The organism is Vaginella massiliensis (assembly GCF_900089075.1).
GTDB classification, from domain to species: Bacteria; Bacteroidota; Bacteroidia; order Flavobacteriales; family Weeksellaceae; genus Weeksella; species Weeksella massiliensis_A.
This window is the reverse complement of record NZ_LT593746.1, coordinates 187,306-204,073: the sequence shown is the minus strand read 5'-3', so window position 1 is coordinate 204,073 and position 16,768 is coordinate 187,306. Positions and strand designations below refer to the sequence as shown.

Genomic DNA, 16,768 nt, shown 5'->3' with positions numbered 1-16,768 from the left:
AATTAGGTTTGGATAACTCCTAAATTGAATGGTTTTTCAATTGGAGCGTGATTCGCAGCTTCGATACCCATCGATATCCAGGTTCGAGTATCCAGAGGATCGATAATAGCGTCTGTCCACAGTCTAGCAGCAGCATAGTACGGACTTGTCTGTTTGGTATATCGATTGGTAATTTCCGCCAATAGTTCTTCTTTTTTAACTTCATCCAATTCAATACCTTTTCCTTTTAAGGTTGCTTCTTGTATTTGCAACAATACTTTTGCAGCTTGTTCACCACCCATTACAGCCAGTTGTGCAGAAGGCCAAGCGGCAATCAGGCGTGGATCGTAGGCTTTTCCGCACATGGCATAATTGCCTGCTCCGTAAGAGTTTCCTACCACAATTGTGAATTTCGGAACTACAGAATTCGATACGGCATTTACCATTTTTGCACCATCTTTTATTATCCCGCCATGTTCAGATTTTGATCCTACCATAAAACCGGTAACGTCTTGTAAGAATATCAACGGAATTTTCTTTTGATTACAATTTGCAATGAAACGTGTTGCCTTGTCTGCAGAGTCTGAGTAGATTACGCCACCAAACTGCATTCCGTCTTTCTTAGATTTCACGATGTTGCGTTGGTTGGCAACAATACCTACAGCCCAACCATCGATGCGAGCATAGGCACAAATGATGGTTTTACCATAGTCTGCTTTGTATTCATCAATTTCAGAATTATCTACCAATCGTTTGATGATTTCATACATGTCGTATTGCTCGGCACGAGAGATGGGTAAAATTCCGTAAATTTCGTTTTCATCGAGTGCTGGTTTTGCCGATTCTATTCGGTTGAAACCTGCTTTTTCGTAATCACCAATTTTACCTACGATGGATTTTATTCGATCCAAAGCATCTTTGTCGTCTTTCGCTTTGTAATCGGTAACACCAGAGATTTCGCAGTGGGTGGTTGCGCCTCCAAGTGTTTCGTTATCAATATCTTCTCCAATAGCAGCTTTTACCAAATAGCTTCCTGCCAAAAATATAGAGCCTGTTTTATCTACAATCATGGCTTCGTCGCTCATGATTGGTAAATAGGCTCCTCCGGCCACGCAACTTCCCATTACAGCAGCGATTTGTGTAATTCCCATAGAAGACATGATGGCGTTGTTACGAAAGATTCGACCAAAATGTTCTTTGTCTGGGAAAATTTCATCTTGCATAGGCAAATACACACCTGCGCTGTCTACCAAATAGATGATAGGCAATCGGTTTTCTATCGCAATTTCTTGTGCTCTTAGGTTCTTTTTTCCCGTAATCGGAAACCATGCACCTGCCTTTACAGTTGCATCATTTGCAACTACAATACATTGTTTACCAGCTATGTAGCCTATTTTTACCACTACACCTCCAGATGGGCAACCGCCATGTTCTTCGTACATTTCATCGCCTACCAAAGCGCCAATTTCTATACTTGGTTTTTTGGGGTCTAATAAATAATTGATTCGTTCACGGGCGGTAAGTTTTCCTTTTGATTTGTGTGAATCTATTTTCTTTTGTCCTCCACCCAGATAGACTTCTGCAAGTTTACGTTTAAGTTTACCCAATTCAAGCTTGTTGTAATCTTCTCTTTTGTTGAATGTAAGGTCCATTTCTCAATTTTGTTTGTTCGGCTAAAGCTAAGAAAATTTGACCTTATCCAAAAAGAAATTCATGGCAATTCTTCTCCAATTCGGGATAAAATAGCAAAAAGTTTTCTTCTATGTTCTCTAAATTTTGTTGGATAATCTCTTCGGTGTGGCTCAGTTGATTTTCGAAACGGGTGCGTTTGCTAATGTTTTTCAGTGTTTTGCTCACGCCTTCTAAGGTCGAATAGGTCAGAAACCAATCATACTTCAACATATAATGCAGAATTTCATTCAATCGGGTGGGATAGAGGACTGTATTGGCTTGGAAAAGTGTATAACAATTGTTTTTGAATAGGCTAAATTCTTCATTCACAAATTTATCCCAGTGTTTAATCAGAAAATAATCGAATAGCACATCTACCACAATTGGGGCATATTTGCCTTGCTGATGATGTAGCAATTTGGTCGATTGATGCACAAGCGGATGCGAATCGGTAAAAGTGTCGATAAACCGATGCAACAGAATACCTTGCTGAACCTCGGAAGGGTAATGCTCATATTTTCTACCTTTCACGACTTCACCCAACAAATTTCCCAATTGTATTGCTGGTCGAGAAAACGATAAAACTTGATGAGCCACATAATTCATTTCGTAGAATTTGTCCTCAAGTTAAGTAAAATCGGGTTGTGCTAATGTTAAGAATTCAGATTATCTTGTTGGTTCGATGTTTTTCTTTTCAGGTAAGGATATTTTTTGTACATCTCCAATCGCAAAGATTCGTCTAGTTCCATGGCTTTCTGAAAAGCTTCTAAGCCTTTTTCTTCTTGTTGATCGAGATAGTAACAATTGCTCAATTGATAATACAATTCGGCCCGTTGAAAGTTTTGCAAGCCTTTTTTTGCCGCCTGTATTCCTCGTTTGAAGTCGCCTATTACAATGAGCGTTTCGACCAATCCGATCCAATTATAAAAATTAAGCGGTTCTAGGTCTACCATTTTGTAATAATCGTTCGCGGCTTCTTCATATTTACCGAGTTGTATATTGAGATAAGCATGTCTTTTCCAGTACTCTGGCACTGCGCTGTCGAGGTCTATTGCTCGGTCTAAATAATACAAAGCGTCTTGAAAGTTGCCAAGCGACTCGTACAAATCCGATGTGGCAATCCAAGCTTTGTCTAATTGCGGATCGTCTTGTATGGCTTGATGAAAAGATTTCAGGGCTTTGTAAGGTTTGTTGAGTTTTCGATAGCATTCGCCGATACGCAAATAGGTGAAAGCTGCCGTGTCATCCAAAGCCAAGGTTTCTTCGTATTCTTTGATGGCCGATTCGTAGTCTTCTAATTGCTCTAGCGAATAGGCTTTTTGGGTATAACCCGAGATGCTGTGCGGATCTATAACCGTCACATAATCAAATGCTTTGTAGGCTTCTTCAAAATTCTTTTGAGCGAGATGTTGAATTCCGAGTTGCATCCAAGCTGCTTCGTAATAGGGATCTTCGTCGATGATTTGCAATAAGAATTCGATCGATTCGTTGATCAGGTGCAACTCTTCGAAACATTGCATGGCCGAATAAAAAGCATAATCATTATGGATATTTACTTTTAGCGCTTTTTTGAAATAGAATAATGCTAAGCTGGCTTCATCCAAATTCAAATATTCGTTTCCGATACAATTGTAGATATAATCCAAATCTTCTTCAGATTCGAGTGCTTTTTCGAAGAAAGAAATTGCCTTTCGTGCTTCACCATTCAGACTCCAAAATTTTGCTACTGCCAGCAAATAGTCTACATCGCTGTTGACGATTTCTTGTAGTTCTTGTATGCGTTCAGAGGCGCGGTGCAACTGATTGGTCTGCACAAAAAATTCGAGTTCTTTTATCTGGATATCGATATTTTCTGGATACAAAGTATAGGCATATTGTATCGCCTTCAGCAGATAATCGTTATCGCCTACTTCCAAATAAAAGCCAATGATCTCACAAAGCTGTTCGGTATCGAAATAATGTTGTTCGTTGTTCTCGATCATGCTTTCGAATTGCTCGATGAGATCATTATTGAATTGTTCTTCATCCATACGCTAAAGGTATAGCTTTATTGCATTAAAAAACAATACCGAAAATAGATTTATCAACTACTTATCAATAATGTTTCTGATCGAAGAAATCATTTTCTGAGCAAGTGCTTGCGCGTTTTCTTCTGACGTACTTTCGGTATAAATACGGATGATAGGCTCTGTATTAGATTTTCGTAAATGTACCCATTCGTTTGGGAAATCGATTTTTACGCCATCTACCGTGTTGATTTCCTCGTTTTGATAGACAAGCTGAATTTTTTCTAATAAATCATCCACGTCGATATCTGGTGTGAGTTCGATTTTTTCTTTCGCCATGAAATAAGCAGGATAGCTGTCGCGCAAAGCTTTTACAGACTTTTCTTGCTCGGCAAGATGAGTGAGAAACAAAGCGATGCCTACCAAAGAATCGCGACCATAATGCAACTCTGGATAAATGATACCTCCGTTTCCTTCGCCCCCGATTTTTGCTCCGAGTTCTTTCATCTTTTCTACTACATTTACCTCGCCAACTGCCGAAGGTTGATAGGCTTGCCCGTGTTGTTGGGTAACGTCGCGCAAAGCTCGTGAAGACGAAAGGTTCGACACGGTCGCAGAAGGGGTTTTGCTCAACACATAATCGGCAATAGCTACCAAGGTATATTCTTCGCCAAACATCGAGCCGTCTTCGTTGATGATGGCCAAGCGATCTACATCGGGATCCACAACAATTCCGAAATCTGCCTTTTCTTCTACTACTTTAGCCGAAATATCGGTCAGGTGTTCTTTCAACGGTTCTGGGTTGTGTGGGAAATGCCCCGTAGGTTCGCAATAAAGTTTCACGTATTCTACTCCAAGTTTGTCTAGAAGTTTAGGAATTGCAATTCCGCCTGTAGAGTTTACAGCATCGATGACCACCTTGAATTTCTTTGACGCTATCTTTTCTCGGTCGACTAGGGGTAAATTCAAAATCATTTCGACATGTTCATCAATTGCGGTTTCATAATATTCGAGTGTACCTAGGTCATCTACCTCTGCAAAACTGAAGTCTTCTTTCTCGGCGATTTCCAAAATGTGTTTGCCGTCTTCTCCAGAGATGAATTCTCCTTTTTCGTTGAGCAGTTTCAGTGCATTCCATTGTTTTGGATTGTGCGAAGCTGTGAGAATTATCCCTCCGTCTGCCTGCAGTTTTGGAACCATTACTTCTACAGTTGGCGTGGTCGATAATCCTAGATTTACCACATCTATCCCGAGTCCGATTAGGGTTTGGGCAACCAACTGACTGATCATTTCGCCCGAGATTCGAGCGTCTCTGCCAATTACAATTTTCAATTGTTTGTTGGGTTGTTTAGCTTTTTGCCAAGCGCCGTAAGCAGCTGCAAATTTTACAGCGTCTATTGGGGTTAAGTTGTCGCCAGTTCGTCCGCCAATTGTACCACGAATTCCAGAAATGGATTTTATTAAAGTCATTTTATATACTTTTTGGTCTTGATTTGAGTTTCAAAGTTAAGGGATTTCTAATTATAACATAATGGTTTATAGAAAATTATAAAATAAAATAAAATTTTAAAACTTTAGGAATGTTTTTTGATATATAACTAATTATAACACTAAAATACTATAAATATGTTAATTTCAGCTTTAATTTTTGGTTTAATCATGAACTTGATTTCTTGGGCAGTTTTCGGACTTATCGCAGGGATAATTGCAAAAATGATTTCGCCTGGTCCAGAGCCAGGTGGGGTTATTGTGACGATTGTAATCGGTGTTCTTGGAGCTATTGTAGGTGGTTGGTTGAGTACTTTGATATTCGATTACGACCCTAATAAATGGTCTTTGGGAGGATTTTTTGTAGCGGTTGTAGGTGCTTTGTTGTTGCTTTTTGTCTACAAGAAACTCGCACGCTAATTGGGCAAATGATTATGCTAAAATAAATNTGGACTTTTTCAGGATCAAGTTTTTTGAACTCCGGTGGCTCGGGATCTTGGTCTTCTTCATCAGCAACGCACTGCGCGTATTGCCACATATCCTCTAATTGTTTGATCATTTTCTCCCGATTGGTCTTGATGGAATTTCCCCAGACAAAGGTGTATCTTCCAGCTACCGATTCTATTTTGGTGCCGTCTGTATAAACTCGTTTGAGACTCACTAATTTTTCTTCTGCCAAAAGCAATACCACTTGTTTGAAGATGTCTTTGAATACGGCTTTTAACTTATTGCTTCGAAATCGGGCTATCGTATTATGGTCGATGCTTTCTCTACCAGAAAGCCACATAAAGTTTATGTTCTCATTGAGGGCTTTTTCGATCTTTCTACTGGAATAAATATTGTCCATATAAGCGTAAACCATCACTTTGAGCATCATTTTAGGATGATAACTAGGATGACCTTCCCGACTGTAAGTTTCTAAAAGAGGTTTTAAGTCTATCTTCTCAACTACGTTGTTTACGATTCTTACTGGATGATTAGTCGGAATTAATTCTTCTATCGAAGGTGGAAATAACCAGTTTTGGGATTGGTTATATTCTTTAATTCTATAGTTCATTTCGCTGAAAATTAAGTAGTTAAATATAGTGAATTCTATATTAATCACCTAATAATCAATCCATTATTTATATAAAAAAACCGCCTCAGTTGTGAGACGGCTTCATTTGTATCCATTTTCTCGATTTTAAATATCGTCGAAATCTATATTCGTAAAATCTTCGGTAACGCTAGCGTTTGCCTCAGCTCTCGGGTTGTAATCGTGTTGATGTTTTTCTGATATCACCACTTCACCTTTTTCTTGAAACACGTAAGAAGTCGTATCGTCTAACATTTCTTTGAAGTTCAAAAAATCTTCTTTGTAAAGGTAAATTTTGTGTTTTTTGTACTGAAATTTACCGTCTTCGGTTGTGTTTTTCTTGCTTTCGGTAATGGTAAGATAATAATCACCGGCTTTTGTTTCTCTTACATCAAAAAAATAAGTTCTGCGCCCAGCTCTTAAAACCTTCGAATAGATACCGTCTGTATCTACACTCTCATTTTTATCAAATTCGCTCATGTTTATAGTGGTATTTGTTGTATCTATTTTAACAAATCTATAAAAATTTTAACATAAAACAAGAAAAATTATGAAAATTTAAACTTCTTTTAATTGATCGTGGTACAAGGTAGCGTAGTAATTATCGTATTCCATCAAGGTTTTGGGGCTCGCAAATGCTTCTACTTTTCCATCATTCAATATCAAAATTTTGTCAGCATTTTTTGCCGATGAGATGCGATGCGTGATGATGATGCAGGTTTTCGATTCAATTTCAGATGCTAGATTATGCAGAATCAATTCTTCGGTGTCGGTGTCAACTGCTGATAACGAATCATCAAAAATCAAAATATTAGGCTCTTTTACCAAGGCTCTCGCAATCGAAATGCGTTGTTTCTGTCCACCTGAAAGCGTTACGCCTCTTTCCCCTACAATGGTGTCGTATCCATTTTCGAAATTGATGATGTTGTCGTGCACCATAGCTTGCTTGGCATAATAGACGGCTTTCGCCTCGTCTTCTGAGTCTGTTCCAAACAAGATGTTGTTTTTGATGGTGTCTGAAAACAAAAATGATTCTTGAGGTACATAACCAATGGCTTCTCGTAGAGAATGCAAATTCAGGCTTTCGATGGGGGTGCCATCGAGTAAGATTTCGCCGCTATCGGGTTGTATCATGCGGGCAACGAGCAAGGCAATGGTCGATTTGCCGCTACCTGTTTTACCAATGACCGCCAATGTTTCGCCTTTGTTGATTTTAAACGAAACTTTATCCAAGGCTTTTATGCCGGTGTTTTCGTATGTATAGCTTACATTTCTGAATTCAATTTCGCCTTTTATTGGGGTAGGATTTTCTGTACGATTTTTGATTTCTGAATCTTGATCGAGGAATTCGTTTATTCGAGCCATCGAAGCTTCTGCGCGCTGCACAATCATGGTAATCCAACCCAGTGAAGTGAAAGGCCAAATGAGCATATTGAGGTACATGAAAAACTGACCGATCACGCCGATGGTGAGCTCGCCTTGCATGTATTTTTGTCCGCCAATGTAGAGAATGACCAAATTACTCAATCCTACCACAATTACCATGATAGGACCAAAAGCTGCTTGCGTTTGCGATAGCGATAGCGCTTTGGTTTGATAATCATCTGCATTTTCTTCGTACTTGTTCATGATGAAGTTTTCGGTATTGAAGGATTTAATTACCCGAATACCAGCAAAGGTGTCTTGTACCGAAGAAGAAATCACCGATTGTTGTTTTTGTAATGTTTTACTTTTTTCGTTGATTTTTATCGCGACCCTGTAGATGATGAACGATAATAGTGGTAGTGGTGCTAATGTGTATAGCGTCAATTGTTTATCGATTTGCACCATGAAAGAGAATAAAATCAAGGTTCGCGTAATCAAATCCATCGGATACATGATTCCAGGGCCGAGATATTGGCGCACCAATGCCACGTCTTCGGTGATACGGTTCATCAAATCGCCTGTTTTATTCTTTTTGTAGAAGATAAGCGAAAGTTTTTGGTAATGATCATAGATTACATTCTTCAGGTCATATTCGATGAGGCGAGAAGTCACAATAATCATTTGTCTGGTGCCAATCGTGATGGCGCCCGCAAGTATTTTAAGTCCAACAAACATCAGCACGGTCATCAACAAACCGTGTTTCAACTGTTCGATGTCCAAAGCGCCCGACTCGCTAAAATTGGTCAACAACTCTTGCACAGAATCCAAGGCTTTCCCGATGAAGTTTACCGAATAGACGTTTACGAAGTTGGAAGCCAGCACCAATAGAAAACCAAAAATGATTTTCCATTTGTAATTCCACAAAAATTTGTTTAATTTCTTTAAAGCTTTCACTAGGCAAAATTACAATTTTACGTACCTTTGCCAAAATTTAGACGTTATATCATTGAAATTATGTTGGGAAGGAGACAACTTCGAGAAAAGGTAATGCAAAATATTTATGCATTCAATTGCCAAGGATTAGATGCTAATCAGCGAATAGTTGAAAAGAATATGTTGCAGGGCATCGATCAAATTTACGACCTGTATATTTACCTATTGAACACCTTGCTAATCCAAAAAGACATCGCTCAAAATAAAATTGAGATCGCCAAAACTAAAAACCTTCCAACGCAAGAGGATTTGAATCCTAACTTGAAATTTGTAAACAATCGTATTCTACATTTTTTGTCAATCAACAACGAGTTGCAAACCTACAATGCCAACAACAGCCAGTTGACTTGGGATATCTACGATACCTATCCAAACAACATTTTCAAGAGTTTGGTAGAAAGTGATTTGTACAAAGACTATATGGCAAATCCCAATTCATCGTTAACCGAAGATAAAGAGTTTATTACCAAATTTTTTATCGATTTCATAGCCGATAATGATAGTTTGAGCGACTGGTTCGAAGGCATCCAAATTTATTGGGCAGATGATTTGCATATAGCCAACACTATGGTATACAATACGATACAATCGTTTACGGCAAAGAGCCACGAAAACCTGCGCTTGTTCAAGGTTTATAAAGACGATGATGATGAGCAGTTTGTGAGCGATTTGTTTCGGCGCGTTTTACAACATCAGTCCGAAACGAAAAAAATCATTGGCGAATTGGCCGAAAATTGGGAACTCGATCGTATTGCAGCCATCGATCTGATCATTTTAGAAATGGCCATTACCGAATTCAAATACTTTCCGAGCATCCCAACCAAAGTATCGATAAATGAATACATCGAATTGGCAAAAAATTATTCGACCGAAAAAAGTAGAATCTTTGTCAATGGAATACTGGATAAGTCTCTAAAGAAATTGAAAAATGAAAATCAAATTAACAAATTTGGTAGAGGGCTTATCGAGAATTGATTATATTTGAACAAAATAAATATTTCAGAGAAATGAAACACAACGTAATTTTAGTAGGAATCTTAGGCGTAACTTTAGGTTTTACAGCATGTAAAAAAGAAAGTGCGACAGATTTATATACAGAAGAAGAACAAGCGGCAATTGCCGAGGCTGTGGTTGATCCTGCAAACGCTCCGATCTTGACCTTGAAAGAAAGTAATTTTGATTTCGGAGATGTGAAAATGAACGAGAAAAAGGAACACTATTTCGTGATCTCTAACGATGGTAAAAGTCCTTTGATCATCAAAGACGCATCGGCTACTTGTGGTTGTACCGTTCCAGAAATTCCAAGCAAACCAATTCCAGTTGGTGGGCAAGACTCTATCAAAGTTGAATTTACAGCTGGTTCTGTTGCTGGTAAAACGCAAAAAACCGTAACGATGAACACCAATACAGCAACGGGGCAAGAAACCTTTACAATTTCTGCAAACGTGGTAGAATAATCACTAAATCGATTCAATAATGCTACAAACTATATTTTTGCAAACGGCAACAGAAGGCTCGGGATGGTCGACGCTTATTCTCTTTGGTGGTATGTTTCTCATCATGTATTTTTTCATGATTCGCCCAACCATGCAACGTCAAAAGAAAGAAAAACTATTTCAACAAGAAATAAAAAAAGGTGATAATGTGGTCACGACTTCGGGTATTCATGGGCGAGTAGGAGAGCTGTATGACGATCATATTATTTTGGAAACTGGAGCCGGAAAAATAAAAATGGAACGCTCAGCCATTTCTAAAGAACTTACCGTTGCACGCTACAAAACTGCTTCGGAAAAATAATAAGTCTAAACATTTATCGAGATAAAAGAAACCTCCGTTTGGAGGTTTTTTTGTGTTTTAAAGATTGGGGTTTAATGCGTTATTAGAGGAAGAAATTTTTTTTTCATAGGAGTTTTTCAAAACTTTTTCGAATAATTTTTACAACAAAAAAGCCTCATCGCAAACAGGATAAGGCTAAAAAATATAAACAGAAAATCAACTTATTTTTTGTTTTGTCTCTTCATTCGCTCTTGTTCTGCCTGCATTTCTTGTGCTTTTTTCATCATTTCTTGCATGCGTTGAGAGAATTTAGATTCTTTTTTAGGTTTGGTTTTATTTTCTTGAATAATGGCATGAATTTTTTCTTCATTGATCATAACATTTTTAATATAAAGAATAATGAAAATGTTGATGACATTCGACACCAAATAATACCAAGACAAACCTGAAGCATAATTGTTGAGGAAAACAAAGAAGAAAATCGGCATTACATACATCATGTATTTCATGAATTGCATATTTGGCATTCCTTCTTGTTGTGGCATATTCCCAAAATTGTCCATAGACCCCGATACTTTGAAATAGACCAGCATGGCAACAATGTACAACATGGCAAAAATACTCAAGTGACCGTTAAGGAACGGAATCCAATCAGGAATCTGAATCACAGAGTCGAATGCCGTAAGGTCTTCTGCAAACCAAAAAGGTTTACCGCGAAGATCGATCACATTGGGGAAGAAACGGAACAAGGCATAGAATATCGGAATTTGCAACAATGCGGGCAAGCAACCTGCCAACGGATTTACGCCTGCTTTGCGGTAGATTGCCATGGTTTCTTGCTGTTTCTTCATGGCATCTTTTGGGTCTTTGTACTTCTCGTTCAACTCGTTCAACTCTGGTCGTAAAACTTTCATCATTGCACTTTGACGGTATTGTTTGTACATGATTGGTGACAAAACCAATTTTACCACAATAGTCATCAAAAAGATTACCCAACCATATTTCAGCCCTAAGTTGGCTAACCATTGAAAGATGTTGAGGAAGAAAAACTTGTTCAACCAACCGATGATTCCCCAACCATACGAGACTATGTTTTGAAAGTCTTTGTCGTTGTAGGTTTTGAGTTCTTTGTAATCCAACGGAACAAAATCCCATGTAAACTGATGATTCAATTCGCCAGCTTTCAAATCCAAATTAGCATTGAATTTGAAGGCTTTGTTGTATTTTGGGTCGTCAACCGGGATGTTTTCCGAGCTTGCAGAGGTGTTTTTCAAACCTTCGTCAAACGATAAAATAGAGGCAAAGAATTGTTGTTTGAAGGCTATCCAATCGATGCTTTCTTTTTCGGTCCACTTGTCGGCTCCAAACAATTCGTATTCTACATCTTTATTATCTTTCAATCGATAGTAGGTGTGCGACCAATAATGTTCTTGATCTTTTCCTTTTTCTAAACTGAAGCCATTCAGAGACCAATCCAACGCGACTTGTTGATCGCTGGTCATTGTACTCAAACCACGCGTATTGACTTGGAAATTTACCCCATAGGTATTATCGAAGGTATAAATATAATTGATTTCACCGCCGTTGATTTTTGCCGTCATGGTAACGATAGAAGCATTTCCGTTTTGCTGAACAGATGAACTAAATGGCAAGTCGGCAGTATTGATGATTCTACCTTGTTTGTCTTTGAAGCTAAGGTTGAAACGGTTGTTTCCGTCTTTTACCAGATAAAGAGGTTGTGCGTCTTTACCTTTGGTAGAATCGTAAGCCAAATGATTTTTTATTTCGACCAAGCCGATTTGTCCGCCCAACCCATTGAGGTCGATTTTCACTTTGTCGTTTTCAAGGCTGATGTTTTTTACCTCGGTCACTATTTGTGCCGAATCTATTGTTGCGTTGGCAGTGTTATTGGGTTGTTGAGCCTGTGTTGCAGTGGCTTGCTGTTGTTCTTTCAGTGCCAACTCTTTTTTGGCTTGTGCCAATTCTTCTTCGGTTGGCTTGGTCATCCAATAGTATCCCAAAAATAAAACACCGATTAGTATGAAACCGATGAGTTGGTTAAAATCAAATTTTTTCTCGTTTTGCATTTATCTTTTCGTTTAATGAGTGATGATTTGCTGCTTCTATAAAACTAATAAAAAGTGGATGAGGAGCAACTACAGTACTTTTGTATTCTGGGTGAAATTGTACACCAATGTAGAAAGGATGATTTTCGTACTCCAAGATTTCTACCAATTCGGTTTCTGGGTTTATACCCGTTGGTCTGAAGTGTTGATCTTCAAATTCTTGTTTGTATTCGTTGTTGAATTCGTAACGATGACGGTGTCTCTCTTTGATGATGTCTGTACCGTAAATCGAATAGATTTTAGAGTCTGGCAAAAGTTCACAAGCCCAATTGCCCAAACGCATCGTACCACCTTTGTCGGTTACATTTTTTTGGCTATCCATCAGCGAAATTATTGGTGCTGGAGTTTGGGTGTCCATTTCGGTAGAATCGGCCTTGTCGTAACCCAAAACATTTCGGGCAAATTCGATTGCCATTATCTGCATTCCGAGGCAAATACCCAAGGTTGGAATTTGGTGTCTTCGACCATAATTTGCGGCGATTATTTTACCTGCAATTCCGCGATCTCCAAAACCAGGAGCGATCAAAATACCATGGACATCGGCCAAGAGATTGCCTACATTTTCTTCTGTAATGTCACCAGAATAGACCCAACGTATCTTTACTTTTGTGTCGACAGCTGCGCCTGCATGGGTAAAAGCTTCGGTGATGGATTTGTATGAGTCGTGTAGCGAAACATACTTTCCGACCAACGCAATTTCGATTTCATTGCTCGGATGCATTGATTTTTGTAAGAATTTATTCCAATCGCTAAAGTCTGGAGTTTGGTCGTGCGCCAAGTCAAGTCCTTTCAGCACAACCTCGTCAAAGTTTTGTTCATGTAACAAAAAAGGCACACCATAAATCGAATCGGCATCCAAACATTCGATTACGTTTTCTTTTTTCACGTTACAGAATTGTGCCAACTTCGCCTTCAAGTCTTTAGGCAAATGGTGCTCGTTACGCGTAACCAAAACATCTGCACGTATCCCGCTTTCCATCAAAGTTCTTACCGAATGTTGAGTGGGCTTGGTTTTCAACTCGCCCGATGCTGTAAGGTAAGGAACAAGTGTGAGATGGATAACGATCGAATTTTTTTCGCCCAACTCCCAGGTCAATTGGCGCACCGATTCTATATAGGGCAAAGATTCGATATCACCTACAGTTCCCCCAATCTCGGTAATGACAATATCGTAATCGCCTGTATTACCAAGCAGTTTTATGCGGCGTTTGATTTCATTTGTAATATGTGGAATTACTTGCACCGTTTTGCCCAAGTAATCTCCTCGACGCTCTTTGTCGATCACGGTCTGATAAATACGTCCCGTTGTCACACTATTGGCTTGTGAAGTAGGGCGGTTGAGGAATCGCTCGTAGTGGCCAAGATCCAAATCGGTCTCTGCACCATCTTCTGTTACATAGCATTCGCCATGTTCGTATGGGTTGAGCGTTCCTGGATCGACATTGATGTAAGGGTCTAATTTCTGAATAGTTACACGGTATCCTCTTGCTTGTAAAAGCATACCCAACGATGAAGCTACAATCCCTTTGCCTAAAGAAGATGTAACACCACCTGTAACAAAAATGAACTTTGGTGTGTTTTTTTCCATTGAATACAAATCAATGGACGCAAAATTACGAATAAAAATAGGGGTAAAAAAATAGTTGAAGTGAAATTAAAAAAAAAGTGGCAAGCGATCTACATCACACCGCTACGACCGTATACCTTTGCTACGTTCCCGTCCTGGAGGGGTCTACAGGAGCTGGTTGTGTAGGACTTGCCGGTGCAAATTTACGAATAATATCAGAATACAAAAGTCTTTCTAAAGAAAATTTAAATTCACTTCTGCAACTGCTTGAATTTTATGATTTTAGATGATGTAATTTATTGAACTTCGCTTTTCATACCTAAAATAACCAATCCTGAAATATCAAACTCCAGTAAAAGAATCATCGGTAAGATGCTGGAAAGCCCTGCTACAAACAGCTCGGTTGGTCGATGATAAAATTTGTCAAAAATGCTTTATTATCCACACAATCCTTATCTTTGTGCGATGAATCAATTTGTTGCTTACTATAAAGATGGGCTCATATTAGCCGGGCTCACACTGCTATTGTTTTTTGGTTTTTATACCATTTATACTTTCAATGCATCCATTACTCCTCAGCAATATTATACCATCTCGATCGCAATCATTTCCTTTTTAGTAGTACCATTGTACGGAGGATATTCGTTCTACAAAGTGTTTACCTTGTCCAGAAAGAAGGCAGAAAATGCAACAACAGTGCAAGATTTGATGACTTTTCGAGAAGGAATGCGCGAGAGTTTTATTCCGTTGTTTCTTGGCGGAACGTTGAGTTTGATCGTGATTTTTATTTTTTTCAATACGGTTGGCGAATGGGCTCAAGACGCTTTGAAAGAAGGACTTTTGGATACTTTTATTGCTAATAATGATCCTGCAATCAAAGAAGAAATAGAAAAAGTGAGTGACGAAAACAATATTTTGAATCGTAACTTGTTTTCTTTTAAGATATTTTTTACGTTTTATCCATTTGTTTTATTATTTTACATCGTCATATCGGTGTTCTTTTCACAGTTTCTTAAAAAACGAGTTTACTAATGCAACTATCTATCGTAATACCGTTGTTGAATGAACAAGATTCTTTGGAAGAATTGTTTTCACGTATCAAAAAAATATGCAATCAGTACGATTATAACTTCGAAGTGATTTTTGTAGACGATGGTAGCACAGACGACTCGTGGCAGGTAATCGAATACATGTCGAAATTCAACCCAGAAATAAAGGCAATCCGTTTCAGAAAAAACTACGGAAAATCGCAGGCGCTAAGTGCAGCATTTGCCCAAGCAGAAGGCCAGGTGATCATTACGATGGATGCCGATTTGCAAGATTTTCCTGAAGAAATCCCGAATCTCTACAGCATGCTGATCAACAAGCAAGCCGATATTGTTTCGGGGTGGAAACAAAAACGCCAAGATCCGAAATTCACAAAAAACCTACCTTCGAAATTGTTCAATGCAGTAGCGCGTAAAACTTCGGGTTTGCAGTTGCACGATTTCAATTGTGGTCTGAAAGCTTACCGTGCCGAGGTGGCAAAAAGTTTGGAGTTGTATGGTGATATGCATCGTTATATTCCGGTTTTGGCAAAATACAATGGTTATGGCAACATCATCGAAAAACAAGTGCGGCATCAGGCAAGAAAATACGGCGTTTCGAAATTCGGCACCAGCAGATTTGTAAATGGCTTTTTAGATTTGATCACCTTGTCGTTCATCTCCAAATTTGGCAATCGACCGATGCATATTTTCGGACTTTTGGGTTCTGTCATGTTTGTGATGGGATTTTTCTGCGCCGCGTATATTGGGTTGGACAAATTGATGAAAGTCTACATCACCAAGACGCCTGCACGTTTGGTTACCGATAATCCGTATTTTTACATTGCGTTGATTTCGATGGTTTTAGGAACTCAATTGTTTTTAGCAGCTTTTCTTGGCGAGTTGATTATTCGTAAAACATCAGACAAAAAAATGTACGCCATCAAAGATCAAATCAACATATATTAATTATAAAAAACAACCAACATGATAAAAAAACTATTACTCTCAACAGTAGCTCTGGTCTCATTTACAGCTTGTAGCTCGTCTATCGATGGCGAGGGACCAGGCGACATCAAGCATCAGGTTGCAGTCGAGCACATAAAATCAATCGAAGTCGACTGTAACTGCCAAGTCACAATACTGCAAGGGAACGAAAACAGAGTAGAGGTCGAAAGCCATCAAAACATCATCGATAATCTGAAAATCAATTCGAAAGGAAATATTGTTTTGATATCCGAAACGCAAGAAGTCGACACTTACAACAATTATCGTGTATACCTCTATGTGACCAAAGAACTTGAAGATCTTGAAATTTCCGGACTTACCGATGTGAAGGTGAGCGGCACGCTGAATGTAGATAAATTGGATTTAAAAATAAAAGATCAGGCGCGTATAGAAGAAGCCTATATCATTGCCAATGAAGTAGAAATCAAAGCTCAGAATCAATCTCAAATCAATTTACAAGGAGCAGTAAACAAATTGTTGGTCAAAGCTTATGATCAGTCAAATTTGGATTTGGGTAATTTTGTAGCGTACGACACCGAATTCTTAGCAGAAGACAATGTAAACTTTATTGTAAATGCCAAAAGCGCTTTGATAGGAAAGGCGAGCGGCACCGCTTTGATACAGTATATTGGCGACCCTCGTAAAGACACCAAAGTATCTGATCAGGCACAAGTAATCAAGAAATAAAA

16 protein-coding genes and 1 other RNA gene are annotated in these 16,768 nt (G+C 38.7%); 7 read left to right on the top strand and 10 right to left on the bottom strand.

The window, feature by feature from the left end; translation table 11 throughout:
* Window positions 1-2 precede the first annotated feature (2 nt).
* The 4 genes from BN8061_RS02170 to glmM are packed head-to-tail and all read right to left on the bottom strand — an operon-like array spanning window position 3 to window position 5,126.
* Complete coding sequence (locus BN8061_RS02170; protein ID WP_068596077.1) at window positions 3-1,631, bottom strand: acyl-CoA carboxylase subunit beta; 1,629 nt, start codon at window positions 1,629-1,631, stop codon at window positions 3-5.
* A gap of 43 nt (window positions 1,632-1,674) precedes the next feature.
* On the bottom strand, window positions 1,675-2,256 hold the full coding sequence (locus tag BN8061_RS02165; RefSeq protein WP_068596075.1) for an acyl carrier protein phosphodiesterase: 582 nt from the start codon (window positions 2,254-2,256) through the stop codon (window positions 1,675-1,677).
* Window positions 2,257-2,303: 47 nt separating this feature from the next.
* Window positions 2,304-3,680, bottom strand: a complete 1,377-nt coding sequence (locus BN8061_RS02160) for a tetratricopeptide repeat protein (protein ID WP_068596074.1) — start codon at window positions 3,678-3,680, stop codon at window positions 2,304-2,306.
* A 57-nt stretch (window positions 3,681-3,737) separates the two neighbouring features.
* On the bottom strand, window positions 3,738-5,126 hold the full coding sequence (glmM, locus tag BN8061_RS02155; RefSeq protein ID WP_068596072.1) for a phosphoglucosamine mutase: 1,389 nt from the start codon (window positions 5,124-5,126) through the stop codon (window positions 3,738-3,740).
* A gap of 156 nt (window positions 5,127-5,282) precedes the next feature.
* Between glmM and BN8061_RS11725 the strand changes: the two genes are divergently transcribed.
* On the top strand, window positions 5,283-5,564 hold the full coding sequence (locus BN8061_RS11725; RefSeq protein WP_235802665.1) for a GlsB/YeaQ/YmgE family stress response membrane protein: 282 nt from the start codon (window positions 5,283-5,285) through the stop codon (window positions 5,562-5,564).
* Here the strand turns inward: BN8061_RS11725 and BN8061_RS02150 are convergent.
* The 3 genes from BN8061_RS02150 to BN8061_RS02140 all read right to left on the bottom strand — a co-directional run bounded on the left by BN8061_RS02150 (window position 5,479) and on the right by BN8061_RS02140 (window position 8,538).
* Window positions 5,479-5,991 carry a transposase gene (locus BN8061_RS02150; RefSeq protein WP_456293448.1) on the bottom strand — a complete coding sequence of 171 codons (513 nt, stop codon included), beginning with the start codon at window positions 5,989-5,991 and terminating at the stop codon, window positions 5,479-5,481. The two genes, BN8061_RS11725 and BN8061_RS02150, sit on opposite strands and share 86 nt — an antisense overlap.
* 336 nt (window positions 5,992-6,327) lie before the next feature.
* Window positions 6,328-6,699: a PUR family DNA/RNA-binding protein gene (locus BN8061_RS02145; RefSeq protein WP_068596070.1), complete on the bottom strand. Its 372-nt coding sequence runs from the start codon at window positions 6,697-6,699 to the stop codon at window positions 6,328-6,330.
* 78 nt (window positions 6,700-6,777) lie between these two features.
* A complete protein-coding gene (locus BN8061_RS02140; RefSeq protein WP_068596068.1) occupies window positions 6,778-8,538 on the bottom strand; it encodes an ABC transporter ATP-binding protein in 1,761 nt (586 codons plus the stop codon).
* Between the two features lie 93 nt (window positions 8,539-8,631).
* Between BN8061_RS02140 and nusB the strand changes: the two genes are divergently transcribed.
* Genes nusB through yajC form a run of 3 tightly spaced genes read left to right on the top strand, consistent with a single transcriptional unit; the run spans window position 8,632 to window position 10,374 of the window.
* Window positions 8,632-9,552 (top strand): transcription antitermination factor NusB, encoded by a 921-nt coding sequence (gene nusB / locus BN8061_RS02135; protein ID WP_094745890.1) that lies wholly within the window; start codon window positions 8,632-8,634, stop codon window positions 9,550-9,552.
* A gap of 32 nt (window positions 9,553-9,584) precedes the next feature.
* Entirely contained in the window at window positions 9,585-10,034 is a 450-nt protein-coding gene (locus tag BN8061_RS02130; protein WP_068597862.1) for a DUF1573 domain-containing protein, read from the top strand.
* 19 nt (window positions 10,035-10,053) lie between these two features.
* Window positions 10,054-10,374 carry a preprotein translocase subunit YajC gene (gene yajC / locus BN8061_RS02125; RefSeq protein WP_068596062.1) on the top strand — a complete coding sequence of 107 codons (321 nt, stop codon included), beginning with the start codon at window positions 10,054-10,056 and terminating at the stop codon, window positions 10,372-10,374.
* Window positions 10,375-10,574: 200 nt separating this feature from the next.
* Here the strand turns inward: yajC and yidC are convergent, their stop codons facing one another.
* The 3 genes from yidC to ffs all read right to left on the bottom strand — a co-directional run bounded on the left by yidC (window position 10,575) and on the right by ffs (window position 14,241).
* A complete protein-coding gene (yidC, locus tag BN8061_RS02120; protein ID WP_068596060.1) occupies window positions 10,575-12,440 on the bottom strand; it encodes a membrane protein insertase YidC in 1,866 nt (621 codons plus the stop codon).
* Complete coding sequence (locus BN8061_RS02115) at window positions 12,418-14,067, bottom strand: CTP synthase (RefSeq protein ID WP_068596059.1); 1,650 nt, start codon at window positions 14,065-14,067, stop codon at window positions 12,418-12,420. Before BN8061_RS02115 ends, yidC begins: the two co-directional genes overlap by 23 nt.
* Before the next feature lie 75 nt (window positions 14,068-14,142).
* Window positions 14,143-14,241: signal recognition particle sRNA small type (gene ffs, locus BN8061_RS02110), an RNA gene on the bottom strand.
* Between the two features lie 234 nt (window positions 14,242-14,475).
* Here ffs and BN8061_RS02105 point away from each other — a divergent pair.
* From BN8061_RS02105 to BN8061_RS02095, 3 genes are read left to right on the top strand one after another with little or no spacing between them, the layout of a single operon-like run.
* On the top strand, window positions 14,476-15,078 hold the full coding sequence (locus tag BN8061_RS02105) for a DUF4199 domain-containing protein (RefSeq protein ID WP_068596057.1): 603 nt from the start codon (window positions 14,476-14,478) through the stop codon (window positions 15,076-15,078).
* A complete protein-coding gene (locus BN8061_RS02100) occupies window positions 15,078-16,040 on the top strand; it encodes a glycosyltransferase family 2 protein (RefSeq protein ID WP_068596054.1) in 963 nt (320 codons plus the stop codon). Before BN8061_RS02105 ends, BN8061_RS02100 begins: the two co-directional genes overlap by 1 nt.
* Before the next feature lie 18 nt (window positions 16,041-16,058).
* Window positions 16,059-16,766 carry a GIN domain-containing protein gene (locus tag BN8061_RS02095; RefSeq protein WP_068596052.1) on the top strand — a complete coding sequence of 236 codons (708 nt, stop codon included), beginning with the start codon at window positions 16,059-16,061 and terminating at the stop codon, window positions 16,764-16,766.
* Window positions 16,767-16,768: the final 2 nt, after the last annotated feature.

Bases quoted from the DNA above. Each gene is read 5' to 3' on its own strand.
- BN8061_RS02170 (WP_068596077.1), bottom strand. From the start codon at position 1,631: ATGGACCTTACATTCAACAAAAGAGAAGATTACAACAAGCTTGAATTG.
- BN8061_RS02100 (WP_068596054.1), top strand. From the start codon at position 15,078: ATGCAACTATCTATCGTAATACCGTTGTTGAATGAACAAGATTCTTTG.
- BN8061_RS02115 (WP_068596059.1), bottom strand. From the start codon at position 14,067: ATGGAAAAAAACACACCAAAGTTCATTTTTGTTACAGGTGGTGTTACA.
- glmM (WP_068596072.1), bottom strand. From the start codon at position 5,126: ATGACTTTAATAAAATCCATTTCTGGAATTCGTGGTACAATTGGCGGA.
- BN8061_RS02130 (WP_068597862.1), top strand. From the start codon at position 9,585: ATGAAACACAACGTAATTTTAGTAGGAATCTTAGGCGTAACTTTAGGT.
- BN8061_RS02095 (WP_068596052.1), top strand. From the start codon at position 16,059: ATGATAAAAAAACTATTACTCTCAACAGTAGCTCTGGTCTCATTTACA.
- BN8061_RS02105 (WP_068596057.1), top strand. From the start codon at position 14,476: ATGCTTTATTATCCACACAATCCTTATCTTTGTGCGATGAATCAATTT.
- BN8061_RS02145 (WP_068596070.1), bottom strand. From the start codon at position 6,699: ATGAGCGAATTTGATAAAAATGAGAGTGTAGATACAGACGGTATCTAT.
- BN8061_RS11725 (WP_235802665.1), top strand. From the start codon at position 5,283: ATGTTAATTTCAGCTTTAATTTTTGGTTTAATCATGAACTTGATTTCT.
- yidC (WP_068596060.1), bottom strand. From the start codon at position 12,440: ATGCAAAACGAGAAAAAATTTGATTTTAACCAACTCATCGGTTTCATA.
- BN8061_RS02165 (WP_068596075.1), bottom strand. From the start codon at position 2,256: ATGAATTATGTGGCTCATCAAGTTTTATCGTTTTCTCGACCAGCAATA.
- BN8061_RS02160 (WP_068596074.1), bottom strand. From the start codon at position 3,680: ATGGATGAAGAACAATTCAATAATGATCTCATCGAGCAATTCGAAAGC.
- nusB (WP_094745890.1), top strand. From the start codon at position 8,632: ATGCAAAATATTTATGCATTCAATTGCCAAGGATTAGATGCTAATCAG.
- yajC (WP_068596062.1), top strand. From the start codon at position 10,054: ATGCTACAAACTATATTTTTGCAAACGGCAACAGAAGGCTCGGGATGG.